Below are 26,203 nucleotides of genomic sequence, written 5' to 3'. Positions count from 1 at the left end.
ACAGACTGTTTTTTAGCCAGCTCGTTCATGCGCAACATTTTGTAAGGCCTAAATAGGGCCTCAACAAGACAGCCGCAGTGGCCGTCCCTTAGTCGGATCAGTATCCTAGCACCTCCTCGCCCGCCGACGCTAAGACCAAGCGGGCAGCCCAACAGGTTTAAAAACGAATGAATGCTCTAGCCCGCCACGCCGCAGGCCTGCTGCTCAGCACAGTTTGTCTGCCCCTTTCAGCCTTGGCTGCCGACCCACAACCCACCCATGAATTCACCCTGGATAACGGCCTCAAGGTGGTCGTGCGCGAAGACCATCGCGCGCCAGTGGTGGTTTCCCAGGTCTGGTACAAGGTCGGTTCAAGCTACGAAACCCCGGGCCAGACCGGTTTGTCCCACGCCCTGGAGCACATGATGTTCAAGGGCAGCGCCAAGGTCGGCCCCGGCGAAGCCTCGCTGATCCTGCGCGACCTGGGCGCCGAAGAAAACGCCTTCACCAGCGACGACTACACCGCCTACTACCAGGTACTGGCCCGTGACCGCCTGGGCGTCGCCTTCGAACTCGAAGCCGACCGCATGGCCAGCCTGCGCCTGCCGGCCGACGAGTTCAGCCGCGAAATCGAGGTAATCAAGGAAGAGCGCCGCCTGCGCACCGACGACAACCCGATGTCCAAGGCCTTCGAGCGCTTCAAGGCGATGGCCTACCCCGCCAGCGGCTACCACACGCCGACCATCGGCTGGATGGCCGACCTCGACCGCATGAAAGTCGAAGAACTGCGCCACTGGTACCAGTCCTGGTACGTGCCGAACAACGCCACGCTGGTAGTGGTGGGCGATGTCACCCCGGAGGAGGTAAAAAACCTGGCCCAGCGCTACTTCGGCCCTATCCCCAAGCGTGACGTACCGCCCGCCAAGATCCCGATGGAGCTGGCCGAGCCCGGCGAGCGCCTGCTGACGATGCACGTGCAGACCCAATTGCCGAGCGTGATCCTGGGCTTCAACGTACCCGGCCTGGCCACCGCCGAAGACAAGCGTTCGGTCCAAGCCCTGCGCCTGATTTCGGCCCTGCTGGACGGCGGCTACAGCGCACGTATCTCCGAGCAACTGGAGCGCGGTGAAGAGCTGGTATCCGCCGCGTCCACCAACTACGACGCCTACACCCGGGGTGACAGCCTGTTCACCCTCTCGGCCACCCCGAACCAGCAGAAGAAAAAGACCGTTGCCCAAGCCGAAGCCGGCCTGTGGCGCCTGCTGGAAGAGTTGAAGGCCAAGCCACCGACCGCCGAAGAACTGGAACGCATCCGTGCCCAGGTCATCGCCGGCCTGGTGTACCAGCGCGATTCCATCACCAGCCAGGCCACGGCCATCGGCTCGCTGGAAACCGTGGGCCTGTCCTGGAAACTCATGGACACCGAACTGGCCGACCTGCAAAGCGTGACGCCGGAAGACATCCAGAAGGCCGCGCGCACTTATTTCACCCGCGAACGTCTGAGCGTCGCCCATGTTTTGCCTGAGGAGACCGCTCATGAGTGATCGCAAAAGCAGCCGCCTGATACTGCCGGGCCTGATCGTTGTCACCCTGATCGCGGCGAGTGCCGTGTATTTCCTGCGCCCGAGTGAATCCGTCGCCAGCCAGGCGCTGGACAAAGCTCAATCGGCCAACAAGTTGCAATCCCTGGCGGAGCTGGACGGCAAGGCGCCGACCAACCGCAAGCTCGACGTGCAAACCTGGACCACCGCCGAAGGCGCCAAGGTGCTGTTCGTCGAGGCCCATGAACTGCCGATGTTCGACATGCGCATCCTGTTCGCCGCCGGCAGCAGCCAGGACGGCAACGTGCCGGGCCTGGCGCTGATGACCAACGCCATGCTCAACGAAGGCGTACCGGGTAAGGATGTGAGCCAGATCGCCAGTGGTTTTGAAGGCCTGGGCGCCGACTTTGGCAATGGCGCTTATCGCGATATGGCGCTGGTGTCCCTGCGCAGCCTGAGCGACAGCGCTAAACGCGACGCCGCCCTGGCGCTGTTTGACGACGTGATCGGCAAGCCGACCTTCCCCGCCGACTCCCTGGCGCGGATCAAGAACCAGATCCTTGCCGGCTTTGAATACCAGAAGCAGAACCCCGGCAAGCTGGCGAGCCTGGAGCTGTTCAAGCGCCTGTACGGCGATCACCCTTACGCTCACCCGAGCGAAGGCACGCCAGAAAGCGTGCCGAAGATTACCCTCGCACAGTTGCAGGCGTTCCACGCCAAGGCTTATGCGGCGGGTAATGCCGTGATTGCCGTGGTCGGTGATTTGACCCGCGCCGAAGCCGAAGCGATGACGGCCAAAGTGTCGGCCTCGCTGCCCAAGGGCCCGGCCATGGCGAAGATCGCCCAACCGACCGAGCCCAAGGCCGGCCTGAGCCATATCGAGTTCCCGTCCAAACAGACTCACCTGCTGTTCGCCCAATTGGGCATCGACCGCGCCGACCCGGACTACGCAGCCCTGTCCCTGGGCAACCAGATCCTCGGCGGCGGTGGCTTCGGCACCCGTTTGATGAGCGAAGTGCGCGAAAAACGTGGCCTGACCTACGGCGTATATTCCGGTTTCTCGCCGATGCAAGTGCGTGGCCCGTTCATGATCAACCTGCAGACCCGCGCCGAAATGAGCGGCGGCACCCTGCGCCTGGTCGAAGACGTGCTGGCCGACTACCTCAAGACCGGCCCGACGCAAAAGGAACTGGATGACGCCAAGCGCGAGCTGGCCGGCAGCTTCCCGCTGTCGACCGCGAGCAACGCCGACATCGTCGGGCAGCTGGGCGCCATGGGTTTCTACAACCTGCCGCTGAGCTATCTGGAAGATTTCATGAAACAATCCCAGGCCCTGACCGTAGAGCAGGTCAAGGCTGCCTTGAACAAACACTTGAGCGCCGACAAGATGGTCATCGTGACCGCCGGCCCGACGACTGCGCAAAAGCCACTACCGCCCCCCACTGATAAACCTGCCGAGCAGCCGCTCGGGGTTCCGGAGCATTAATGGCCAGTTCATCTCGCCCGAAAAAACCTGTCCACAACGTGCATAACGGTGTGGGCCAACTGCGCATCATTGGCGGTGAATGGGGCAGCCGCAAGCTGAGCTTCCCCGACGTCGTGGGCCTGCGCCCAACGCCGGATCGCGTGCGTGAAACCCTGTTCAACTGGCTCGCGCCGTACATTGCAGGTGCCAAGGTGCTGGACCCGTTCGCCGGCAGTGGCGCACTGTTCCTGGAGGCGCTGTCCCGTGGCGCGGCCCAGGCCCAGGCGCTGGATGCCAGCAATGTCGCGGTGTCCAGCCTCAAGGAACACCTGGGTACCCTGCGCTGCACCAACGGCCAGGTGCAGACCGCCGACGCCCTGCGCTACCTGGAAACCCAGGCTGCCAGCGCCTACGACGTGGTGTTCCTCGACCCACCGTTCAACCAGAACCTGTTGCCGACCGTGTGCGCCTTGCTCGAAGAGCGCCAATGGCTGGCACCGGACGCGTGGATCTACACTGAAAGCGAGACTGCGCCGTCTACCCTGGGCTTGCCGGGCGCGTGGCGCCTGCACCGGGAGCAGAAATCCGGTCGGGTGTACTACGCGTTGTGGCATCGGTTGGTCGAAAGCGCCGCCTGACCTTTCAGGCTGGCTTCAATTGTGGCGAGCGGGCTCGCCACAGACTGAGAGTGTCATGACACCGTCCTCCGACCTGTTCACCCCCGCCTTAGGCCTCGGCAACCCTCATCTGCAAACACTGTGGGGGCCGTTGTGGCGCCCCACTACCCATATCGAACGCCAACGTGAACGCCTGTGGCTGGAAGACGGCGACTTTCTCGACCTCGACTGGCATGGCCCCCACGACGCGCAAGCGCCATTGGTGCTGGTGCTGCATGGGCTGACCGGCTCATCCAACTCTCCCTATGTGGCCGGCCTGCAAAAAGTCCTCGCCGCCCAAGGCTGGGCCAGTGCGGCGTTGAACTGGCGCGGCTGTTCGGGCGAGCCCAATCTGTTGGCGCGCAGTTATCATTCGGGCGCCAGCGAAGACCTCGCCGCCGCCATTGCACACCTGCGCGCCAAGCGGCCGTTGGCGCCGCTGTATGCGGTGGGTTATTCGCTGGGGGGCAATGTGCTGCTCAAGCACCTGGGGGAAACCGGCGAGTCGTCCGGGCTGCAAGGCGCGGCGGCGGTGTCGGTGCCGTTTCGCCTGGACCAGTGTGCGGACCGCATCGGGATAGGCTTCTCACGGGTTTATCAAAAGCACTTCATGCGTGAAATGCTCGCGTATATCCGCGTCAAACAAAGCCGTTTTTTACAGGACGGCCGCGCGGACGGGCTGAAAACCCTGGAAGCGCTTGGCTCGCTGGAGAAGATGCGCACCTTCTGGGACTTCGATGGCCGGGTTACCGCGCCGCTGCATGGGTTCTTGAGTGCCGAGGACTATTACCGCCGTGCGTCGAGTCGCTACTACCTGGGCGCGATCCGCACGCCGACGCTGATTATCCAGGCAGCCGACGACCCGTTCGTATTCGCCCACAGCTTGCCCGAGGCCAGCGAGCTGTCAGCGTGCACCGAGTTTGAGCTGACCGCCAAAGGTGGGCATGTGGGCTTCGTCGATGGCTCACTGAAACACCCCGGCTACTACCTTGAGCGACGCATTCCCCACTGGCTAAGGGCACAACACGGTTGAAAATGTGGGAGGGCGCAAGCTCCCTCCCACATTTGGATTGGGTTTACCCCACCGGGAAATCAGTCACCCGTAGCAATTGCCCGCGCAGGATCGTTAATCCACTCGCTCCACGACCCCGCATACAACTTGCCCAACGGGTAACCCGCCAGGCTCAGGGCAAAGAGGTTGTGGCAGGCCGTCACGCCCGAGCCGCAATACGCCACCAGTTCTTCCGGCGAGCGGCCTTGCAACTGCTCAGCGAAGCGTTGCTTGAGTTGGTCGGCCGGCAGGAAACGCCCATCGCTGCCCAGGTTTTCGTTGAACGCCGCACATTGCGCACCGGGGATATGCCCGGCAATCGGATCAATCGGCTCAACTTCACCACGGAAACGCGCTTGGGCACGGGCATCGATCAAGGTCAGGCCGGGTTGACCCAAGCGTTTTTGCAGGTGTTCGGCATCCAACAGCAGCTGATTGTCCGGCGTCCCCACAAAGGTGCCGGGCTCTATCACCGGCGCATCCAGGCTCAACGGGAAACCAGCGGAGTGCCAGGCCTTGAGGCCACCGTCGAGGATAAACACGCCGTCACGCTTGCCCAGCCAGGCCAGCAACCACCAGGCTCGGGCGGCATAGGCACTTGGCCCGTCGTCATACAGCACCACATCGGTATCGGCACTCACACCCCAGGCCCGCAGTTGCTCGGCGAAAGTGTCCGCCGCCGGCAACGGGTGACGACCGGTCACACCTTTGATCACCGGCCCGCTGAGATGGCGTTCCAGGTCGGCATATTGCGCGCCGTCGATATGCCCTTCGGCGTAGCTGCAACGGCCGTAATCCGGGTCTTCCAGGGCAAAACGGCAATCCAGGATCACCAGCCCGGCGGTCTTCTGGCGCTCGGCCAATTGCGGGGGGCTGATCAGTTGGGCAAGCGGCATGACGGACTCCTGTGAACAGATTCGGGAAAGGTCCTACTTCACTTCTTCCAGTGCCTGCTTCAATGGCACGTAAAACTCTTTGAACAGTGCATCCACCGCCTCTTTTGCCTGGGGCGTGACAAAGCCCGCCTCCAGCACCAGCACCTGGTACACCCCGCGCTTGATGGCTTCGGCACTCAGGTGGGCGGAGTTTTCATTGGTGGTGCACAAGAAACGCACCCAGGAGGTGAGGATGATCCAGGCATTGAGGGTCAGGGCTTCGGTTTGCACCGGGTCCATATTCAAAATACCCGCATCGACAAACCCTTGGTAAATGGCGCCGCCCTGGATCAGGCAACGCTGGGAAAAACGCCGATAGCCGGTGGCCAGTTCCGGGTCGCTCTCCAGCAGGTGTTCAAGGTCGCGGTGCAGAAAACGGTAGCGCCACATGCCGGCCAGTACGGCCTGAAGGTAGAAGCGCTTGTCTTCCACCAACATGGCTCGCCCCTGGGGCGGACGTAGGAAACTGTCCACCAACGCTTCATATTCGCGGAACAGCACAGCGATGATCGCCTGCTTGTTGGGGAAGTGGTAGTACAGGTTGCCCGGCGAAATTTCCATATGGGCGGCGATATGGTTGGTGCTGATACTGCGCTCGCCCTGCTGGTTAAAAAGTTCCAGGCTGGTTTGCACAATGCGTTCGCTGGTCTTTACTCGTGGTGCCATAGGGGAATCAGCTTCTGTACACGTGATAGGGCATCTTACGGCCTATCCTTGCCAGGATAAATCTGCATGTTGCTGCAATGTTATTTGACAATTTAGAGTAATGACTCTAAAAATCCAGACAGACCAATAACAATCGGTGCTGCGCCATGTCTGCCAACGTTGCCTACCTGCAAGATTCCCAGGCACTGGATCAACTCCAGGACCTGTTCGACGCCCAACGCCGCGCCTACGCCGCCCACCCGATGCCGCCAGCTGCACAGCGCCAGCAGTGGCTCAAGGCTTTACGGGATGTGCTCAGTGACGAGCGCCAGGCACTGATCCATGCGATCAACCAGGATTTCAGCCACCGCAGTGCCGACGAAACCCTGTTCGCCGAACTGATGCCCAGCCTGCATGGCATTCACTACGCCAGCAAACACCTCAAAGGGTGGATGAAACCTTCCCGCCGCGCAGTAGGCCTGGCCTTCCAACCCGCGTCAGCCAAAGTCATTTACCAGCCGCTGGGCGTGGTCGGCGTGATCGTGCCGTGGAACTACCCGCTGTACCTGGCCATCGGTCCACTGGTCGGCGCGTTGGCGGCGGGCAACCGAGTGATGCTCAAGCTCAGCGAGTCCACGCCCGCTACCGGCGAACTGCTTAAGAAGTTGCTGGCGAAGATTTTCCCCGAGGACCTGGTGTGCGTGGTGCTCGGTGAGGCCGAAGTGGGCATGGCGTTTTCCAAGCTGCGCTTCGATCACCTGCTGTTTACCGGCGCGACCAGTATTGGCAAACACGTGATGCGCGCCGCTGCCGAACACCTCACGCCGGTCACGCTGGAACTGGGCGGCAAGTCGCCGGCCATTGTCTCCGCCGACGTACCGCTCAAGGACGCCGCCGAACGCATCGCCTTCGGTAAAGCCTTGAACGCTGGGCAGACCTGCGTGGCACCGGACTACGTGCTGGTGCCGGAGGACCGTGTGGAGGGTTTCGTCGAGGCCTACAGCAAGGCGGTTCGCGGGTTTTATCCGACGCTGGCCGACAACCCGGACTACACCGCCATCATCAATGAGCGGCAATTGGCCCGGCTCAATGCCTACGTCAAGGACGCCACCGACAAGGGCGCCAACTTGATCCCGCTGTACGACCAGGGCCAGGCACGGCGCATGGCCCATAGCCTGCTGCTGAATGTCAGCGACGACATGACCGTGATGCAGGACGAAATCTTCGGCCCGCTGCTGCCGATCGTGCCTTATCGCGGCATCGACCAAGCCTTTGCCTACATCAACCAACGCCCTCGCCCGCTGGCCCTGTATTACTTCGGCTACAACAAACGCGAGCAGGACCGGGTGCTCCACGAGACCCATTCCGGCGGCGTCTGCCTGAACGACACCCTCCTGCACGTGGCCCAGGACGACATGCCCTTTGGTGGCATCGGCCCCTCGGGCATGGGCCACTACCACGGCCATGAAGGGTTCCTGACCTTCAGCAAAGCCAAAGGCGTGCTGGTGAAACAGCGCCTGAACGCGGCGAAATTGATCTACCCGCCCTACGGCAAATCGATCCAGAAACTGATCCAGAAGTTGTTCGTTCGCTGACACCGCCACCCACGGGATAACAATAAAAATGAACCCTAGCCTCACGGATTCACCCGCGCTGTCGCGGCGCGGCGTCTTGAAGATCGGCCTGTGTGCCAGCGCCTTCCTGGCCACGGCCGGGCTGGGCGCGAGCCTCAGCGGTTGCTCCAGCAGTACCCCAGCCAGCGGCTTTGCCATGTTGCGCACCAGTGACTTGCCGTTCCTGCGGGCGGTGATCCCGGTGCTGCTCGAAGGCGTCGCCAGCGCCCAGGATGTGGTCGCCGGGATTGAAGACACGCTGAAAAAACTCGACTACAGCCTGCAGCACCTGTCGCCGGAGATGTTCAAGCTCACTCAGCAACTGTTCGATGTGCTCGGCATGGGCATTACCCGCGGCCCGTTGACCGGTATCTGGGGCAGTTGGGAAAACGCCAGTGCCGAGCAGATCCGCAACTTCCTGCACCGCTGGGAAAACAGCTACCTGAACCTGCTGCGCATGGGCCAAGGCTCGTTGCTCAAGCTGGTGATCATGGCCTGGTATTTCCGCCCCGCCGCCTGGGCGCATTGCGGCTACCCCGGCCCGCCGAAGATCTGATTTGCATCCCAACAATAAAAACAAGAGACGACCCTGATGCCCGTACCCGATCTGTTCCGCGACGGCCTGGCCCGCGGCTGGAAAACCCACAATGGCGCCGCCCTCGACAGCGACCTGACCCTGGAAGCCGACGTGGCCATCATCGGCAGCGGCGCCGGTGGCGGCACCACCGCCGAAATCCTCAGCGCCGCCGGCTACAAGGTGCTGCTGATCGAAGAAGGCCCGCTCAAGACCAGCAGCGACTTCAAGCTGCTGGAGGACGAGGCCTACGCCAGCCTGTATCAGGAAGGCATTGGCCGCATGAGCAAGGACGGCGCCATCACCATCCTGCAGGGTCGTGCGGTGGGCGGCACCACGCTGATCAACTGGACCTCCAGTTTCCGCACCCCGGATGCCACCCTTAGCCATTGGGCCAGCGAGTACGCGGTCAAAGGCCACAGCAGCGCGGAGATGGCACCGTGGTTCGAAACGATGGAGCAGCGCCTGGGCATCGCGCCGTGGGCCATCCCCCCAAATGCCAACAATGATGTGATCCGCAAAGGCTGCGAAAAGCTCGGCTATAGCTGGCATGTGATCCCGCGCAACGTGCGTGGCTGCTTCAACCTGGGTTATTGCGGCATGGGCTGCCCGGTCAACGCCAAGCAGTCGATGCTGGTGACCACCATCCCGTCCACCCTGGAAAAAGGCGGCGAGCTGCTGTACCTGGCGCGCGCCGAGCACCTCAAATACAGCGGTGACACCATCAGCAGCCTGGAATGCGTGGCGATGGACGCGCGTTGCGTGGCGCCTACCGGGCGCAAGATCACCGTGAAGGCCAAACATTACGTGCTGTCGGGCGGCGGCATCAATAGCCCGGCGCTGCTGATGCGCTCGGACGCCCCCGACCCGCATTCGCGGCTGGGCAAGCGGACCTTTTTGCACTTGGTGAACTTCTCCGCCGGGCTGTTCGATGAGGTGATCAACCCGTTCTACGGCGCGCCGCAGTCGATCTATTCCGATCACTTCCAATGGCAGGACGGCACCACCGGCAAAATGTCCTACAAGCTGGAAGCACCGCCCCTGCATCCAGGCTTGGCCAGCACCTTGTTCGGCGGCTATGGCACGCAGAACGCCTTGGACATGGGCCAATTGCCACACACCCACGCCATGCTCGCGCTGTTGCGTGACGGTTTTCACCCCGACAGCCAGGGCGGCAGCGTGGATTTACGCGGTGACGGTACGCCGGTGCTCGATTATCAGGTTTCACCCTATGCCTGGGACGGCCTGCGCCGGGCCTTCCACAGCATGGCCGAGATCCAGTTCGCGGCGGGCGCCAAGTCGGTCAAGCCCATGCACCACGACGCCGGGTTCGTGAACACCTTGGCCGAGGCGCGCAGTGTGATTGACGGTTTGAATCTGGAATTGCACCGGACAACCCTGGGCAGCGCCCATGTGATGGGCGGCTGTGCCATGGGTGAAGATCCAAAAAACGCGGTGGCTGACAGCCTTGGTCGGCATCACCAATTGCGCAATCTGTCGATCCACGATGGCTCGTTATTCCCCACCAGTATTGGGGCTAACCCGCAATTATCGGTGTACGGATTAACCGCTCAATTGGCAACAGCCTTGGCCGAACGTCTGAAAACAGCGTGAAAAAACACGCTATTCACGATGTCTATACGGCTTTCTTATGCATAAGTTGACTTGGCCGACCGGGATGGCTGCGATACCATCCGGTTCCCCAACGGACTCCGCCAGGACGACGCGATGAACCGAGTGTTGTACCCAGGTACCTTCGACCCGATTACCAAAGGCCATGGCGATCTGGTCGAACGCGCCTCTCGCTTGTTCGACCATGTGATCATCGCAGTCGCGGCCAGCCCCAAGAAAAACCCGCTGTTTCCCCTGGAACAGCGCGTGGAGCTGGCGCGTGAGGTCACCAAACACCTGTCCAACGTGGAAGTGGTGGGTTTTTCCACGTTGCTGGCGCATTTCGCCAAGGAGCAGAACGCCAATGTGTTCCTGCGTGGCCTGCGCGCGGTGTCGGATTTCGAATACGAATTCCAGCTGGCCAACATGAACCGCCAACTGGCGCCGGACGTAGAAAGTCTGTTCCTCACGCCGTCGGAACGTTATTCGTTCATTTCCTCGACGTTGGTGCGTGAAATTGCCGCTTTGGGCGGGGATATCACCAAGTTCGTGCACCCGGCCGTGGCTGATGCGCTGACGCTGCGCTTCAAGAAGTAATGTGGTGAGCGGGCTTGCCCCGCGTTGGGCTGCGTAGCAGCCCTAATAAAGACTCGCGTCGCCTCAGGTGAATAACCGGTCGTCTGGTTTTGGGGCCGCTTCGCTGCCCAACGCGGGGCAAGCCCGCTCACCACAGCTCGCACTGCGGGCGCCAATGCGGCACAATTGCGCGCATTAGTTTTCAGATGCCTTGGCTGACAGCCCTGGCAGGAGTTTCCATGTCCCTGATCATCACCGACGATTGCATCAATTGCGACGTCTGCGAACCCGAGTGCCCGAACGCCGCCATCTCCCAGGGCGAAGAGATCTACGTGATCGACCCTAACCTGTGCACCCAGTGCGTCGGTCACTACGACGAGCCTCAGTGCCAACAGGTATGCCCGGTGGATTGCATTCCGCTGGATGAAGCCCATCCGGAGTCGGAAGAGCAGTTGATGGAGAAGTACCGGAAGATTACCGGTAAGGCTTGAGCTTCTTTAGTGCCTGTAAGGGCCTCATCGGGGGCAAGTCAGCCATCACACCGCAATCAGCTCTGGCACCTGGGGCAAAACACACTCGCCCGCTGCCCCAGCACCACGTTGCGCAATTCGCTCCCACAGACCTTGCACGCCTCGCCACCCCGGCCGTAGACGAACAATTCCTGCTGGAAATACCCCGGCTGCCCGTCCCCCCCGATAAAGTCCCGCAACGTGGTGCCGCCACGCTCGATCGCCGCCGCCAGAATGCGCTTGATCTCGATCGCCAGCTTCAAATAACGCCCGCGTGAAATACCGCCCGCAGCGCGACGCGGATCAATCCCCGCCGCAAACAACGCCTCAGTCGCATAGATATTGCCCACGCCCACCACTACCGCGTTGTCCATGATGAACGGCTTCACTGCCATCGACTTGCCGCGAGACAGTTGAAACAAGCGCTCGCCGTCAAACAGCTCGGTCAACGGCTCCGGCCCCAGGCGCAGCAGCAACTCGTGGTTGTGCGGGTCCTGGCTCCAGAGCATCGCGCCGAAACGCCGAGGGTCGGTGTAGCGCAGGGCCAGGCCGGACTCCAGCTCGATGTCCACATGTTCATGCTTGGCCGCCGGCATGCCGACTTCGACCAGGCGCAGGTTGCCCGACATGCCCAGGTGGCTGATCAAGGTGCCCACTTCGGCATTGATCAACAGGTACTTGGCCCGCCGTTCCACCAGCACGATGCGCTGGCCGGACAGGCGCACATCCAGGTCTTCCGGGATCGGCCAGCGCAGGCGTCGCTCACGCACCACCACGCGGCTGACCCGCTGGCCTTCCAGGTGCGGCGCAATGCCGCGCCGGGTGGTCTCGACTTCAGGTAACTCGGGCATGTGTACCTCGTGAAGGGGGGATCAGTGCGCGCCCAGTTCGCGGATCGACAACTTCATGCTTTCGAAGTCGTAGTCCGACAGGCCCACGTAGTCCAGCACCAGGTGGCCGATGGCATTCCACTCATGATCCACCGACTGGTTGCCCAGCACGCGGTAGGACGAGCAGATGTGCTCGGCCATCTTCAGGATTGCCAGCAGGTTTTTCAGCTGCGAATTGCGCGACGATTCATCGCTGAAAATGGCCAAGGCATTGTGGTGGTTGGCGATGGCGTCGGTCACATGCTCCGGCAGGCGCCACGATTTGGCGGTGTAGTAGCCGACCACGGCATGGTTGGTGTTGAACGCATTGTTTTCGGTGTCGACCACGCGGCAGTCGGGGCCGGCGTTGGCGTAGGCCTCTTCGAGCACCGTCATGTAAGTGGGGAAGCGCTTGAGCATCAGCGGCACGCCGCAGTCGTGGAACAGCCCCAGGGCATAGGCCTCGTCCACCGCCTGGGCGCCGGTGCGCTTGGCCAGGGTCAGGCAGGTCATGGCCACGTCCTGGGCGGTGTCCCAGAAGCGGTTGAGGGTGACGATGGTGTCGTCGCTCATCTCGCCCCTGATCGACAGGGCGTTGATCAGGTTGATGATCGATCGGCTGCCCAGCAGGTTCACCGCGCGCTGGATCGAGGCGATCTTGTTGCTCAGCCCGTAATAAGACGAATTGACGATCTTCAGCAGCGCGCCGGACAGGCCCGGGTCTTGGGAGATCAACCGCGCGATTACTTCCAGGTCCGGGTCGGGCATGTACTGCTCCATCTGCAAATCCACCATGATTTGCGGCTGGGGCGGCACGCTGATGCCTTGGAGGGCCTGCTGGATCTGTTCGGCGGAAAGCTCTTGGGACATAAGTACATACTCTGGGCTAGGAGGGGATTCTAACCCCGATGGGAAGCTCACCGACACCTCAAAAACCGGATTGAAAGCGGACCAAATGTGGGCGCCGGCTCCCACATGTCCGGCGGCGCGGCCAACAACGGCACAACACGGTATACTCCCGCTCTTTTTTCCGGAGCGACGTCATGTCCCTGCCAAGCCTGCGTCTCAAAGCCAACGCCGATCGTCGTTTGCGCAACGGCCACCTGTGGGTCTACAGCAACGAAATCGACGTAGCCGCCACCCCTCTTCACGGCTTCCAGGCAGGCGATCAGGCTATCCTGGAAGCGGCCGGCGGCAAGACCCTGGGCATCGTGGCCATGAGCCCGAACAACCTGATCTGCGCGCGCCTGCTGTCGCGTGACATCAAGTTGCCGCTGGACAAGTCGCTGCTGGTGCACCGCCTCAACGTCGCCCTGTCCCTGCGTGATCGCCTGTTCGACAAGCCGTTCTACCGCCTGGTCTACGGCGATTCCGACCTGCTGCCGGGCCTGGTGGTCGACCGTTTCGGCGACATCCTGGTGGTGCAGATCGCTTCGGCGACCATGGAAGCCCATAAGGAAGATGTGATCGCTGCACTGACCCAGGTGCTCAAGCCGAGCGGCATCCTGTTCAAGAATGACTCCGCCGCGCGCGACGCCGAAGGCCTCAACCGCTACGTCGAAACCGTGTTCGGCCTGGTGCCGGAGTGGGTCGCGCTGGAAGAAAACGGCGTGAAATTCGAAGCCCCGGTGATCCAGGGCCAGAAAACCGGCTGGTTCTACGACCACCGCATGAACCGCGCACGCCTGGCCCCATACGCCAAAGGCAAACGCGTACTCGACCTGTACAGCTACATCGGCGGCTGGGGCGTGCAAGCCGCGGCCTTCGGCGCCAGTGAAGTGTTCTGCGTCGACGCCTCGGCCTTCGCCCTCGATGGCGTCGAGCGCAACGCCGCGCTGAACGGCGTGGCCGAGAAGATGACCTGCATCGAAGGCGACGTCTTCGAAGCCCTCAAAGAGCTGAAAGCCAGCGAAGAGCGTTTCGACGTGATCGTCGCCGATCCACCGGCCTTCATCAAACGCAAAAAAGACATGAAAAACGGCGAAGGCGCCTACCGCCGCCTCAACGAGCAAGCCATGCGCCTGCTCAGCAAGGACGGCATCCTGGTCAGCGCGTCGTGCTCCATGCACCTGCCGGAAGACGACCTGCAAAACATCCTGCTGACCAGCGCCCGTCACCTGGATCGCAATATCCAGATGCTCGAACGCGGCGGCCAGGGTCCGGATCACCCGGTGCACCCGGCGATTGTCGAGACGCGGTATATCAAGAGCATTATGTGCCGGTTGTTGCCAAACAGCTAAAGCCAAGCACAGATAAAAATGTGGGAGGGGGCAAGCCACCTCCCACATTTGTTTTGTGGTTGCCGTGAAAACTTTTCCTACCCAAGCAAGCCACGTCAATTCAGGAAGTTTCTCTCAACGCTTTTGATTGAATTCCACTTTTCGCAGACTAGTATCGGTTTCTGGTTTTACTCCGGAAAACAAAAACAATGTCTGGGCCCACCCTCTCCCGCTTTATCCTCATCACCTGCATTTCACTGATCAGCTTCTTCCCGATCAATATCCTGCTGCCCTCTTTCCCCGCACTGGCAAACCGCTTCGACACGCCCAGCGCAGACATCGCGCTGTCCATCAGCCTGTTCACCCTGGTCTTTTCCATCTCACAACTGGTCGCCGGCCCGCTTTCGGATAAATGGGGACGCAAGGAAGTCCTGCTCGGCTGCATCACGCTGTCGATCCTCGGGGCGATAGGCTGCGCAACGGCCCCGGATTACCTGACCTTCCTGCTGTTTCGTACGATCCAGGCCATGGGCTGCGGCTTCTTCGTATTGGGCCATGCACTGGTGGAAGACCTGTTCGACGAGCAGGACCGAGCCCGGGTGCGCCTCTATTACATGACCCTGAGCGGCTCGTTTGTCGCGCTGTCGCCGCTGATCGGCTCCTGGCTGCAAACCACCTTCGACTGGCAAGGGAGCTTCTATGGGTTTGCGCTGATGGCATTGGGCATGTTGATCCATGCGTTTTGCATCCTGCCTTCCAAGGCTGCCAGCCCGCACCGCGCGCCCGTCTCGATCCTGGGCACGCTCAAAGCGGTCGCCGCCAATCGCGACTTCCTGCGCTATTGGTGGATCGCCGCCCTGGTGTTTGCCTGCTACTTCGCCTTGATCAGCGTGACACCGCTGATTTTCATGGATGCGCTGAAGCTGTCCGAATATCAGTACGCGCTGGTGCTGATGGTGTACGGCGTGGCCTACCTGCTCGGCGGCGTTGCTGCCTCGTACCTGCAAAAACGCATGGCGCTGGCCCGGCAAATCAACATCGGCCTCGGACTATTGCTCGTCGCGGGTGTGTTGCTGACGTTGATCATTATTTTTGAAGCCATCACCACCTTGACTCTGCTGATCCCGATGCTGATCAGCGCCCTGGCCGTGACGCTGGTTCGTCCGGCGGCGATTTCGGCGGCAATGCTGTTGTTCTCGAGCCGCGCGGGCACTGCCGCATCGGCCGGGAACAGCATCATGTTCCTCACGGCCGCCGTCAGCAGTGCGGCCTTGGCACAAACCGGAACGCATCTGCTGCTGACCATTGCGGCCAGCTTCATCGTGTTCAGCCTCTGGGGCTGGTTGACGAATTTACGGGTCGGGCGCTCACGCTTTCCCCTGTAGGAGCGAGGGGGACGCCTAGTTCTTGCTCGCGAAAAACTCATACACGACGCGGGCTACCTGTTAGCGCTGCGTTATCGTTTACGTTTTTCGCGAGCAAGCTCGCTCCTACAAGAAGACGGTGTAGAATCGGCCCTATTCATCGCCAGTCATCCCCCGGCGGGTTTATGAGCTCAAGGCCAATGCGCACGGCGATCCCGTCACGTTTGCGGCAACTTCCGGACACCAGTGCCATTTTTCGGGTGTTCCAGACGTCAATAGAAGCTCACTCCCCTTTGATACCGATTAGCCGCCCGGAGTGCTCCAATGCCTGATTACCGCTCGAAAACATCCACCCACGGCCGCAACATGGCCGGCGCCCGCGCACTGTGGCGTGCCACGGGGATGAAAGATGACGACTTCAAGAAGCCGATCATCGCGATTGCCAACTCGTTCACCCAGTTCGTACCGGGCCACGTGCACCTCAAGGACCTCGGCCAACTGGTCGCCCGCGAGATCGAACGCGCTGGCGGTGTCGCCAAGGAATTCAACACCATCGCCGTGGACGACGGCATCGCCATGGGCCATGACGGCATGCTGTACTCGCTGCCGAGCCGCGAGATCATCGCCGACTCCGTGGAGTACATGGTCAACGCCCACTGCGCCGACGCCATCGTCTGCATCTCCAACTGCGACAAGATCACCCCCGGCATGCTGATTGCCGCCCTGCGCCTGAATGTCCCGGTGATCTTCGTCTCCGGCGGCCCGATGGAAGCCGGCAAGACCAAGCTCGCCTCCCATGGCCTGGACCTGGTCGACGCCATGGTCATCGCCGCCGATTCCAGCGCTTCTGACGAGAAGGTTGCGGAATACGAGCGCAGCGCCTGCCCGACCTGCGGTTCGTGCTCCGGCATGTTCACCGCCAACTCGATGAACTGCCTGGTCGAAGCCCTGGGCCTGGCGTTGCCGGGCAACGGTTCCACACTGGCCACCCACAGTGACCGCGAGCAACTGTTCCTGCAGGCCGGCCGCACCATCGTCGAGCTGTGCAAACGCTACTACGGCGAGAACGATGAGTCGGTGTTGCCGCGCAATATCGCCAACTTCAAGGCGTTCGAAAACGCCATGACCCTGGACATCGCCATGGGCGGTTCCACCAACACCATCCTGCACTTGCTCGCCGCGGCCCAGGAAGCCGAGATCGATTTCGACCTGCGCGACATCGACCGTCTGTCCCGTCACGTGCCACAACTGTGCAAAGTCGCGCCGAACATCCAGAAGTACCACATGGAAGACGTGCACCGCGCCGGCGGGATCTTCTCGATCTTAGGCTCGCTGGCCCGTGGCGGCCTGCTGCACACCGACCTGCCGACCGTGCACAGCAAATCCCTGGCCGAAGGCATCGCCAAATGGGACATCACCCTCACTGACGACGAAGCCGTGCACACCTTCTTCAAGGCTGGACCGGCCGGTATCCCGACCCAGACCGCGTTCAGCCAGTCGACCCGTTGGGACACCCTGGACGACGACCGTGAAAACGGCTGCATCCGCAGTGTCGAGCACGCCTACTCCAAGGAAGGCGGCCTGGCCGTGCTGTACGGCAACATCGCCCTTGACGGCTGCGTGGTGAAAACCGCCGGTGTGGATGAATCCATCCACGTCTTCGAAGGCCGCGCCAAGATCTACGAAAGCCAGGACAGCTCGGTACGCGGCATCCTCGCCGACGAAGTCAAGGAAGGCGACATCGTGATCATCCGCTACGAAGGCCCGAAAGGCGGCCCGGGTATGCAAGAGATGCTCTACCCGACGTCGTACCTGAAGTCCAAGGGCCTGGGCAAAGCCTGCGCCCTGCTCACCGACGGCCGCTTCTCCGGCGGCACCTCGGGTTTGTCTATCGGCCACGCTTCGCCTGAAGCCGCTGCCGGCGGTGCAATTGGCCTGGTGCAGGACGGCGACAAGGTACTGATCGACATTCCGAACCGCTCGATCAACCTGTTGATCAGTGACGAAGAACTGGCTGCACGCCGGGTCGAGCAGGACAAGAAAGGTTGGAAGCCGGTCGAAAAGCGTCCGCGCAAAGTCACTACTGCGTTGAAGGCTTACGCCCTGCTGGCCACAAGCGCCGACAAGGGTGCCGTGCGTAATAAGGCAATGCTGGATGGGCTGTAAGCCCCATCAATAGCCTCGAAAATGCCCCGATCTCCGGGGCATTTTTTTGTCCGCCGCTGGAACCCAATACCATCAGCTACCAATAAATAAACTGACCCTACCGAGCTCAGCACTGCAAAGGCCCGTTCGTGATCTCAGTTTTCTAACAGGTAACGCTTATGCCCAGAATCGCGCCCCCCTCTCCTGTCACGGTTTCCACGCCCCTCCAGCATCCCCCACAACACACAGAAAACCCGCCGCCAAAAGGGGCAATCCCTCTTGGTGAGCATTTCTACCTGTTCCAGGGCCCCACACAGCAGTCTCCCAGAAAGCTGATCATCAGCGCCCATGCCGCCTACTTTCCGGGTATGAACTTGAAAGTGCCGGGGAAGACGTCTCTTATTTTTTATGGCCCGGATGGTCATTCGCTGCAAGACCCCACCCTGGGCGCCGTAGCCCGGAAAACCGTCGAAATTTACGAGAAAACCCGTCCTGGTGGAAACGTCCGAAATTATATGCTCGGCAAATATCAGGAAGAGTCTTACAACAACATTCGGTATACCGTGAACAACTCGGACTTCGACGTGCTGACTGTGCGCAACCGGAAAAAACCTTCACTCACCCTGAGGAACATTACTATCACTTTGCAGGACGCCCTCACGGCGGTGAATAACAAGGGGCTGCAGTATCAAGAGATTCACGCTTCATTCTGTCGCCCGAACTTACTTAATCCTGCTGCCCCTCTATACCGTGCGCCTTTGCGTGAAGGAAGCTGCAACACAGCTCAGGTAACTTAAGGCGATGCAGGCTGAAATGCCGCACATAAAAAGTGCCCCGCCAAGGGCCAGGCACTTTTATGCGGATGAATTCAGAACTGCGGCGTGTAGGTCATGGTGAACATCACATTACGCGGATCGCCGTAGTAGTTGCTGCCCCAGTTCGCGTTGTAGGCAGGGATGTAGTACTTCTTGTCGAACAGGTTGTACAGGTTCGCCGCGACGGTGAATTCCTGGTTGATCTTGTAGGCCACCCGCGAATCCCACAGCGCATTGCCCGGCACGCTGAAAGTGCGGTCGTAGGCCACGGTACTGCTTTGCGCGGTCACCCCGGCACCGACACTGACTTTGTTCCAGTCCCCCGGCAACTGGTAATCGCCCCAGACCTTGAGCAGATGCTTGGGCGTCCAGGTGCTGAAGACCTTGCCTTCGTAGGTGTCGTCCTTGAGAAACTTGGTGGTGTTGTAGGTGTAGCTGGAGACCAGTTGCAGGCCCGGCAGCACTTCGCCGCCCAATGTCGCTTCGAAGCCTTGGCTGCGGACCTTGCCCGAGGCGACCGAGCAGTACCAGCCGCCACAGTTCATCGGCCCTTGCAGGTCCTGCACGCCACGGTTTTCCTGGTCGTAGCGGAAGATGGCAAAGGAGGTATTCAGGCGGCCATCGGCCAGTTCACCCTTGAGGCCAAGCTCGTAGTTCTTGCCCTCGATAGGCTTGAGCAGGGAGCCGGAGGTGGTCAGGTTGGTTTGCGGCTCGAACGCATCGGCGTAACTGGCGTAGGCTGACCATTGATCATTGAGAGCGTATACCAGGCCCGCATACGGCGTGACCTTGCCACTAGTCTGAGTGGAGCTTCCAGACGGGCTGCCGTACACACCCCGGGAACCGCTCTGGTCAATGTACGAATAGTCATACCAACTGGTACGCGCACCAACGATCAAGGTCAGCGGGTCGAGTATTTTCACGCGCCAGGTGCCGTAGATGCCTTTCTGCCGAATGTCGTACCAGCTCTTGGACGCATTTCCCGCCTGAAACAGCTGGTATTTGTCGCGCTGCGGACGGTTGTGGTCGATGTTGAAAATATCGGCGCCAGCCGTTGCCGCCCGGGCCCACTGGTCGTCGGTGGTGAGTTTGGAATAGTTGGCACCCAGCACGACCTCCTGCTGGATACCCAGGCCTTCGAACTTGCCATTTACATACGCATCCGCACCACGACTTTTCGTATTGAAGTCGGTAACCCAGTCCACGTAACGCACGGTACCGGTGTCGCCGGGGTTGGGGATCGCGTCCCACGTCGCTTGGTAGGTCGCGTCGTTGTGTTCGTCCATGGCCACAAGGGCGGCTTTCACTTTCCAGTCATCATTGAAGCGATGCTCGATGTCGGCAAACACCTGGGTCTGGTTATTGACAGCTCGGTTCCAACTGGCGCCGACAAAGGTCGAGCGCGGCAGGCCGATATCGCTGCCGTTTTCATAACGCGGCAATGACATGAAGTTGGGCCGCAAATGGCCCTTCTGGTTGCTGATGCCCACGCCGACGGTGGTGTCAGGCGTGAAGTCGTAGTCCACCGCCGCGTAGACCGTCTGATTCCAGCCGCCGACATAATCGACAAAGGAGTTGGTGGTGTCGTAATCCGTCACAAACCGGCCGCGCAAGGTGCCTTCGGCGTTCAGCGGTCCACCTGCATCCACCTGAGTGCCGTAATGGTCCCAGGAGCCGGCCTTGGCGGTGACGGTCACCGTAGGCGCATGCTGGCCGCGCTTGCGCACCAGGTTCATGGTGCCACCGGGGCTGTTCGCGCCTTGCAGTAAGGCGGCCGGGCCGCGCAAGGTTTCGACGCGGTCGTAGATCGCCATGTTTTCGGTGAGATAGCTGCCCAGCGCGTAGGTGTTACGTGGGATGCCGACGCCGTCGTATTGCAGGGTGCCGATCTCGAAGCCACGGGAGAAGATGAACATGCCGGGGCCGGGGGATTTGGTTGCGGTCAGGCCGGGCGTGCGCTTGACCACTTCGGAGAGCTTGGTGGTGTTCTGGTCATCCATCTGCTTGCGGGTCATGACGCTGACCGATTGCGGGATATCCTTGAGCTTCTGCTCACCCTTGCCCAGGGTCACTGCGCCGGTGGTGTAGGAGCCGCTGCCTTCGGTGGTGGCGCCCAGGTGTTCGGCGCTGATGGTAGTGGCACCGACTTCGATGGCTGCGCCTGTGTCCATGCGCTTTTCCAGGGTCACGGTGTCCGCGTTGATAAACGCCGCGCTCAACCCGGTGCCGCCGAGCAATTGCCCCAAGGCTTCGCGCTGGCCGAGGTTACCTTTGACACCCGGCGACAGCACACCCTGGGTCAACTCACCCGACACCAGCACCTGAATTCGCGTCACCGCCGAAAACGCCGCCAGCGCACCGTCCAGGCTTTGCCCTGCAATATCGAAACGGTAGGTCTGGGCCTGGGTGGTTTCGGCGGCCTGCAAATACAGCGGCGCAGTGCCGAAGGCCATGGAAATGGCCAGTGCCAGCAAGGGCTGTGCGGCGAATCGGTGTGCCATGGATGGTGCTCCCCGGTGCAAAAAGTCTGTGATCGGCGCCGCACTACTTGAGAGTGCTTACTATTTACGCCTCAGTGATCAAGGACGAGTGCTTGGGGAGAAACCCTGAAAGTTTTTTCAAAAACTTGCTATTACGATGCTTTCCCTTCGCGCAACACCAGCAAATACGGGGTGTAATGCTCGACGCGCAGGTTAAGCGTGAACTCCAGCGCTTTGATCACGGCGTCGGGTTTGTCGATTTCAAACACACCCGACACCACGCGATTGCGCAGCGCATCTCCCAGCACCAGGGTTTTACCCGGCCAGTAGCGGTTCAACTCGCTGACCACTTCCGACAACGGTTGCTGGCGAAACACCAGTTGCCGTTGGCGCCAGGCAAAGCCACTGGCCGGGTCGAAAGCGTGGACCTCGGCCAGGCGTTGGCCTTGATATTCCACGGCCCGCCCGGGCTCCAGGTACACCGGTTCACCACTGCCGGCACTGACCTGCACCTTACCCTGCGCCACCTGCACGCGTGTTTGCGCATCGCGCCGCGCAACGCTGAACTGCGTACCGACCACCTTCACCCAGCCGTCGCCGGACTGCACCACGAACGGCCGCGCCGGATCTTTGGTGACGTCGAAGAAACCTTCGCCACGCAGCAAACGGATCTGCCGCTCGCCAGCGCTCAAGCGGATTTGCACCGCACTGTCGGTGTTGAGTTGCAGATGCGAGCCATCGGCCAGTTCGATACTGCGCGACTCGCCGGTGCCGGTGGCGTAGTCCGCGCGCAGACGGTCGAGCCATGGCGTGTTCTGGACGGTGAGGCCCACCGCCAGCAACACCGCCGCAGCGCACGCCCAACGCGGCCAGCGTCGCGCCGGCTTGCGCCAGGCGGCCTGTTCGGCGCGGCGAATCACCCGCGCCGGTTCGCGCAGGCCGCCGAGCATCGCCTGCACCTCCTGCCAAGCGTCATCCTGAGCCTGGCCTTGCCCCAGCCAGGCGGCAAAGGCGTCCATGTCGGCCGGCGTCACGTCCTCGGCCTGCAGGCGGAAATACCAGCCGGACGCTTCTTCGAACAACTCGTCGGCAGTGGAGGTGGCGGTCATGAGCGACGTCCTTGTTCATCGCAGGCAAGCCGCGTCTTGATGTACGCGCGGCATTCAATCAAGGCGCGACGCAGCTGGTATTCCACGCTGCGCGCCGTAATCGACAGGCGTTCGCCAATCTCGCGGTAGGAAAGTTCGTCGACATGATAGAGCAGGAAGATCTGCCGAGTCGCTGCGGGCAACGCCAGGATCGCGTCCTGCATCAGTTGCTCCTGTTGGTAGGCGGCCAATTGCTCGTCGGCACCTGGGTTGCTGCACGGCAGCTCTTCGCTGGGCTCGCCGGCGTCCAGGCGCTCACGGCGGATGGCTTGGCGCTGGTGATCGCGCACCAGGTTGCTGGCGATGGTGAAGAGGAAGGCTGGGAGGTTGTCGATCTTTTCGCCGGAGTCCAGGCGGGCCAGACGCAGGAACGACTCCTGGGTCAGGTCGGCGGCCACCTGGGCGCTGCCGGTGCGGCGAGTGACGAAGGCTTCGAGGGCTTTCTTCTGCTCCGCGAACAGGCGCGCGATCTGTGAATTCCAAGAGAGCACAGCACTACCTTGAGAAGAACGGAGGGTTCAGGAAGTGCGCACGCTAGCAGATGATGAGATTGGTTCGCAATTGATATGTATTTTTGCCTGGTTTTTTTGGTGCTCTTGAGGCCGCCATGGAGGGCAAGCCCCCTCCCACATTTTGATGTGTGAACACCTTCAACGGTGGGAGCGGGCTTGCCTGCGATGCAGGCGACTTGGTGTTACTGAATCTCGTCAGGCTTGACGATCACCCAGTTCTTGTCGGCCGTCACCGGCAACCCTTCCTTGGCCTGGGCCGCCGCATGCTTGGCCATCATGCCGTTAAGTTGAGTCATGTATTTGTCCTTGCGGTTGATCCACAGGTGGATGCCGCCCTTGGCCACGTCCACATCGTGGAACAGCATGTAGCCGTCGCTGGTCGGCGTATCGCCGCCGACGATCACCGGTTTTTTCCATTCGTCGATGTAGGTCAGGATCGCCGCGTGCTTGCCGGCCATCCACGTTGCCGGGGTCCACAGGTAGGGGGTCAACTCCAGGCCAAGGTTGGCTTTTTCGTCGTATTTGCCGGCGGCGATCTGTTTACGTGCGGTGGTCAGTTCGCCGGTCTTGCGGTCCTTGAGCAAGGTCGTCACGCCAATGACGTTCTCCGGTTTGACGTTGTAGCCGTACTTCGGATCGGCGGCGACCATGCGCACCAGTTCTTCCGACGCGGCAGTCATCACGTACACCTCGATGCCGTTTTCCATCAGCTTGTTGTACAGCTCGGCCTGGCCTGTGAATACTTTCGGCGGCTGTACCTCGGACTTCTTCACCACGTCGCCTTCGAAATAGCTGACCGGCACCGGTTTGCCGGAGGCCATCAACTCATCCACCTGCACCTTGAGTTCCTTGAGGGTGAAGCCGGAAAACACCTGCGCAACCCACGGGTAGCAGACCATGTCGTCGACTTCGCAGAGGCGATAGTAGTAGCTGAACAGGCTTTCCTTATGGTCGGCCGTGTCTTTGAACGGCATCAGCTTGAGCGACGGGTCGAGGCTGTCGCGGGTGATCAGGCCCTTGTTTTCCATGTAGGGCAGCAAGGACTCTTCGAGGTCGTAGCGGTAGCTGGTGTTGTCCATGTCGAACACCGCGAAGTTACCCTTGTTGGCGTTGGCGGCGATCATCTCGTTCAGTTGTTTGGCGGCAGGTGCCGGCCAGTGTTTCAACTCGGTGGCGGCAAACGCCTGACTGGCGAGCCCCAGGCAAAGTACGGCGGATACCAGTAGTTTCGGCGCGAGCTTCATAGGCGTTGTCTCCCTGAGTGAAAGACATCGACGCTAACAAATCCCTGTGACAGTTCCCATGTCGAGCACGACAGTGCACATCCTGATCCCGCCAGCGGCATACACCTGAGCGTCAAACGCTTATTCCAAAAACGACAGCCACCATTCCATATTGGTATTAAATCAATATATTTCAAGCTGTTAGGCTTTCCGGTTCGCAATCGCAGGCTCACGCGATTGGCTGCCTTCTCAACGGAGCTTCAATGAATCTGCCCCTGATTCTCAATTTACTGGTGTTCGTGGCCCTGTTGCTGGGCCTGGCACAAACCCGTCGCACCCACTGGAGCCTCGCCAAGAAGGTCCTGTTCGCCCTGGTCCTGGGCGTGCTGTTCGGTGCGGCTTTGCACACGATCTATGGCGACGGCAACCCAGTGCTCAAAGCCTCCATCGGCTGGTTCGACTTGGTTGGTAATGGTTACGTGCAACTGCTGCAAATGATCGTGATCCCGCTGGTATTTGCCTCGATCCTCAGCGCCGTGGCGCGCCTGCATAACGCAGCGTCCCTGGGCAAGATCAGTTTCCTGACCATCGGCACCCTGTTGTTCACCACCGCGATTGCAGCGTTGATCGGTATCGGCCTGACCAACCTGTTCGGCCTCACCGCCGAAGGCCTGGTGGCCGGCACCCAGGAAATGGCGCGCCTGCAAGTAATCCAGAACGATTACGCGGGCAAGGTCGCCGACCTGAATATCCCGCAGTTGCTGCTCTCGTTCGTGCCAGCCAACCCGTTCGCCGACCTGGCCCGGGCCAAGCCGACGTCGATCATCAGCGTGGTGATTTTCGCCGCATTCCTCGGGGTTGCCGCACTGCAACTGCTCAAGGATGACGTGGAAAAAGGCCAGAAGGTCCTCAACGCCATCGACACCCTGCAAGCCTGGGTAATGCGCCTGGTGCGCCTGGTGATGAAGCTGACCCCGTACGGTGTACTGGCGCTGATGACCAAAGTAGTCGCCGGTTCCAACCTGCAGGACATCATCAAGCTCGGCAGTTTTGTCGTGGTGTCGTACCTGGCCCTGGGCCTGATGTTCGTGGTGCACGGCCTGCTGCTGTCCCTGGCCGGGATCAACCCACTGCGCTTCTTCCGCAAGGTCTGGCCGGTGCTGACGTTTGCCTTCACCAGCCGCTCCAGCGCGGCGGCGATCCCACTGAGCATTGAGGCGCAGACCCGCCGCCTGGGCATCCCGCAATCCATCGCCGGCTTCGCCGCCTCGTTTGGCGCGACCATCGGCCAGAACGGCTGCGCCGGTCTCTACCCTGCCATGTTGGCGGTGATGGTAGCGCCGACCGTGGGCATCAACCCGCTGGACCCACTGTGGATCGCGACCCTGGTAGCGATTGTGACCCTGAGTTCGGCCGGTGTGGCGGGCGTAGGCGGCGGCGCGACCTTTGCCGCGTTGATCGTGCTACCAGCCATGGGCTTGCCGGTGTCACTGGTGGCGCTGCTGATTTCCGTGGAGCCGTTGATCGACATGGGTCGCACGGCGCTGAACGTGAATGGTTCGATGACGGCGGGGGCGATTACCAGCCAGGTCATGGGGCAGACGGATAAAGCGTTGTTGGATGCGGATGAGCATGCGGAGTTAGCGCAGGCCTGATAGGCCGCCATCGGGGGCAAGCCCCCTCCCACAGTTGATCGAGTTCCAACATGAGAATGCGATCGAGTGTGGGAGGTGGCTTGCCCCCGATGCTTTTAGGCTTTTTCCCAGACTTCGAAGTTGTAAGCCGGCTTATCACCTTCGGCGGGGTTCGGCAGATTGGAAACCAACTTCCACTGGCTCGCATCAAACGCCGGAAACCACGCATCCCCCTCCGGGCTCAGCGCCACGCGCGTCAGGTACAGGCGATCCGCCTGTTCCAGCCCCTGCGCATACAACTGCGCACCGCCGATCAGCATCAGCTCATCCACGCCCTGCTCCAGCGCCCAGGCTTCAGCCCGCGCCACGGCGGCATCGAGTGACGGAAAAACTTCCGCACCTTCCAGCGCCAGATCGGTCTGACGGCTGACCACAATGTTCAAGCGCCCCGGCAGCGGTCGGCCCAGGGAGTCCCAGGTCTTGCGCCCCATGATGATCGGCTTGCCGAGCGTGGTGGCCTTGAAATATTTGAAATCCCCCGGCAAATGCCAGGGCATGCTGTTGTCGACGCCGATCACGCGGTTTTCACCGAGGGCTGCGATCAGGCTTAAAGGGAGAGTTTTTTTCATGGCGACGAGA

Annotated in this window: 23 protein-coding genes; 14 read left to right on the top strand and 9 right to left on the bottom strand. The window is 61.1% G+C overall.

Annotated features, from left to right (window positions below; all coding sequences use genetic code 11):
* Positions 1 to 167 precede the first annotated feature (167 nt).
* From AB1462_RS26200 to AB1462_RS26185, 4 genes are read left to right on the top strand one after another with little or no spacing between them, the layout of a single operon-like run.
* Positions 168 to 1,523: a pitrilysin family protein gene (locus tag AB1462_RS26200; RefSeq protein WP_259191776.1), complete on the top strand. Its 1,356-nt coding sequence runs from the start codon at positions 168 to 170 to the stop codon at positions 1,521 to 1,523.
* Positions 1,516 to 3,006, top strand: a complete 1,491-nt coding sequence (locus tag AB1462_RS26195) for a pitrilysin family protein (protein WP_259191775.1) — start codon at positions 1,516 to 1,518, stop codon at positions 3,004 to 3,006. Before AB1462_RS26200 ends, AB1462_RS26195 begins: the two co-directional genes overlap by 8 nt.
* Positions 3,006 to 3,623, top strand: coding sequence for a 16S rRNA (guanine(966)-N(2))-methyltransferase RsmD (gene rsmD / locus AB1462_RS26190; RefSeq protein WP_090401638.1), 618 nt, complete (start codon positions 3,006 to 3,008; stop codon positions 3,621 to 3,623). The genes AB1462_RS26195 and rsmD overlap by 1 nt, the downstream gene beginning before the upstream one ends.
* 55 nt (positions 3,624 to 3,678) lie before the next feature.
* Positions 3,679 to 4,674, top strand: coding sequence for a hydrolase (locus AB1462_RS26185; protein WP_367248320.1), 996 nt, complete (start codon positions 3,679 to 3,681; stop codon positions 4,672 to 4,674).
* Positions 4,675 to 4,733: 59 nt separating this feature from the next.
* Here AB1462_RS26185 and AB1462_RS26180 read toward each other — a convergent pair whose 3' ends face one another.
* Positions 4,734 to 5,588 (bottom strand): sulfurtransferase, encoded by an 855-nt coding sequence (locus AB1462_RS26180; RefSeq protein ID WP_367248318.1) that lies wholly within the window; start codon positions 5,586 to 5,588, stop codon positions 4,734 to 4,736.
* A gap of 33 nt (positions 5,589 to 5,621) precedes the next feature.
* Entirely contained in the window at positions 5,622 to 6,293 is a 672-nt protein-coding gene (locus tag AB1462_RS26175) for a TetR/AcrR family transcriptional regulator (RefSeq protein WP_090401635.1), read from the bottom strand.
* Between the two features lie 146 nt (positions 6,294 to 6,439).
* Here AB1462_RS26175 and AB1462_RS26170 point away from each other — a divergent pair, with 146 nt between their 5' ends.
* From AB1462_RS26170 to AB1462_RS26150, 5 genes are all read left to right on the top strand, one after another.
* Positions 6,440 to 7,867 (top strand): coniferyl aldehyde dehydrogenase, encoded by a 1,428-nt coding sequence (locus AB1462_RS26170; protein WP_315335318.1) that lies wholly within the window; start codon positions 6,440 to 6,442, stop codon positions 7,865 to 7,867.
* A 28-nt stretch (positions 7,868 to 7,895) separates the two neighbouring features.
* Positions 7,896 to 8,441 carry a twin-arginine translocation pathway signal protein gene (locus tag AB1462_RS26165; protein ID WP_259191769.1) on the top strand — a complete coding sequence of 182 codons (546 nt, stop codon included), beginning with the start codon at positions 7,896 to 7,898 and terminating at the stop codon, positions 8,439 to 8,441.
* A gap of 36 nt (positions 8,442 to 8,477) precedes the next feature.
* A complete protein-coding gene (locus AB1462_RS26160; RefSeq protein WP_315335319.1) occupies positions 8,478 to 10,073 on the top strand; it encodes a GMC family oxidoreductase in 1,596 nt (531 codons plus the stop codon).
* 114 nt (positions 10,074 to 10,187) lie between these two features.
* Positions 10,188 to 10,667: a pantetheine-phosphate adenylyltransferase gene (coaD, locus tag AB1462_RS26155; RefSeq protein ID WP_090401631.1), complete on the top strand. Its 480-nt coding sequence runs from the start codon at positions 10,188 to 10,190 to the stop codon at positions 10,665 to 10,667.
* A 218-nt stretch (positions 10,668 to 10,885) separates the two neighbouring features.
* Positions 10,886 to 11,137 (top strand): YfhL family 4Fe-4S dicluster ferredoxin, encoded by a 252-nt coding sequence (locus AB1462_RS26150; RefSeq protein WP_008364838.1) that lies wholly within the window; start codon positions 10,886 to 10,888, stop codon positions 11,135 to 11,137.
* 56 nt (positions 11,138 to 11,193) lie between these two features.
* Here the strand turns inward: AB1462_RS26150 and mutM are convergent, their stop codons facing one another.
* Positions 11,194 to 12,006, bottom strand: a complete 813-nt coding sequence (gene mutM, locus AB1462_RS26145; RefSeq protein ID WP_259191766.1) for a bifunctional DNA-formamidopyrimidine glycosylase/DNA-(apurinic or apyrimidinic site) lyase — start codon at positions 12,004 to 12,006, stop codon at positions 11,194 to 11,196.
* A gap of 21 nt (positions 12,007 to 12,027) precedes the next feature.
* Positions 12,028 to 12,840, bottom strand: coding sequence for an HDOD domain-containing protein (locus AB1462_RS26140; protein ID WP_367248338.1), 813 nt, complete (start codon positions 12,838 to 12,840; stop codon positions 12,028 to 12,030).
* Positions 12,841 to 13,067: 227 nt separating this feature from the next.
* Here AB1462_RS26140 and AB1462_RS26135 point away from each other — a divergent pair, with 227 nt between their 5' ends.
* The 4 genes from AB1462_RS26135 (at position 13,068) to AB1462_RS26120 (ending at position 18,549) form a co-directional block, all read left to right on the top strand.
* The gene (locus AB1462_RS26135; protein WP_367248315.1) at positions 13,068 to 14,264 is read left to right on the top strand and encodes a class I SAM-dependent rRNA methyltransferase; all 1,197 of its coding nucleotides are present in this window, start codon (positions 13,068 to 13,070) and stop codon (positions 14,262 to 14,264) included.
* A 188-nt stretch (positions 14,265 to 14,452) separates the two neighbouring features.
* Positions 14,453 to 15,628: an MFS transporter gene (locus AB1462_RS26130; protein WP_367248314.1), complete on the top strand. Its 1,176-nt coding sequence runs from the start codon at positions 14,453 to 14,455 to the stop codon at positions 15,626 to 15,628.
* A gap of 303 nt (positions 15,629 to 15,931) precedes the next feature.
* The gene (gene ilvD, locus AB1462_RS26125; RefSeq protein ID WP_367248312.1) at positions 15,932 to 17,773 is read left to right on the top strand and encodes a dihydroxy-acid dehydratase; all 1,842 of its coding nucleotides are present in this window, start codon (positions 15,932 to 15,934) and stop codon (positions 17,771 to 17,773) included.
* A gap of 158 nt (positions 17,774 to 17,931) precedes the next feature.
* Positions 17,932 to 18,549, top strand: coding sequence for a putative adhesin (locus tag AB1462_RS26120; RefSeq protein ID WP_315335322.1), 618 nt, complete (start codon positions 17,932 to 17,934; stop codon positions 18,547 to 18,549).
* A 71-nt stretch (positions 18,550 to 18,620) separates the two neighbouring features.
* Here the strand turns inward: AB1462_RS26120 and AB1462_RS26115 are convergent, their stop codons facing one another.
* The 4 genes from AB1462_RS26115 to AB1462_RS26100 all read right to left on the bottom strand — a co-directional run bounded on the left by AB1462_RS26115 (position 18,621) and on the right by AB1462_RS26100 (position 23,951).
* Positions 18,621 to 21,068 (bottom strand): TonB-dependent siderophore receptor, encoded by a 2,448-nt coding sequence (locus tag AB1462_RS26115; protein WP_367248310.1) that lies wholly within the window; start codon positions 21,066 to 21,068, stop codon positions 18,621 to 18,623.
* Between the two features lie 131 nt (positions 21,069 to 21,199).
* The gene (locus AB1462_RS26110; RefSeq protein ID WP_090401624.1) at positions 21,200 to 22,156 is read right to left on the bottom strand and encodes a FecR family protein; all 957 of its coding nucleotides are present in this window, start codon (positions 22,154 to 22,156) and stop codon (positions 21,200 to 21,202) included.
* On the bottom strand, positions 22,153 to 22,686 hold the full coding sequence (locus AB1462_RS26105) for an RNA polymerase sigma factor (RefSeq protein WP_090401623.1): 534 nt from the start codon (positions 22,684 to 22,686) through the stop codon (positions 22,153 to 22,155). The genes AB1462_RS26110 and AB1462_RS26105 overlap by 4 nt, the downstream gene beginning before the upstream one ends.
* A gap of 203 nt (positions 22,687 to 22,889) precedes the next feature.
* Positions 22,890 to 23,951, bottom strand: a complete 1,062-nt coding sequence (locus tag AB1462_RS26100) for a phosphorylcholine phosphatase (RefSeq protein ID WP_090401622.1) — start codon at positions 23,949 to 23,951, stop codon at positions 22,890 to 22,892.
* Positions 23,952 to 24,193: 242 nt separating this feature from the next.
* Here AB1462_RS26100 and AB1462_RS26095 point away from each other — a divergent pair, with 242 nt between their 5' ends.
* On the top strand, positions 24,194 to 25,585 hold the full coding sequence (locus AB1462_RS26095; RefSeq protein ID WP_090401621.1) for an L-cystine transporter: 1,392 nt from the start codon (positions 24,194 to 24,196) through the stop codon (positions 25,583 to 25,585).
* 95 nt (positions 25,586 to 25,680) lie between these two features.
* Here AB1462_RS26095 and AB1462_RS26090 read toward each other — a convergent pair whose 3' ends face one another.
* Entirely contained in the window at positions 25,681 to 26,193 is a 513-nt protein-coding gene (locus AB1462_RS26090; RefSeq protein ID WP_259191758.1) for a dihydrofolate reductase, read from the bottom strand.
* Positions 26,194 to 26,203 lie beyond the last annotated feature (10 nt).

This window comes from Pseudomonas sp. SB113 (genome assembly GCF_040754745.1).
GTDB lineage: Bacteria > Pseudomonadota > Gammaproteobacteria > Pseudomonadales > Pseudomonadaceae > Aquipseudomonas > Aquipseudomonas grimontii.
Note: the sequence above shows the minus strand (reverse complement) of the source record. Positions and strands in the feature narration are given on the sequence as shown.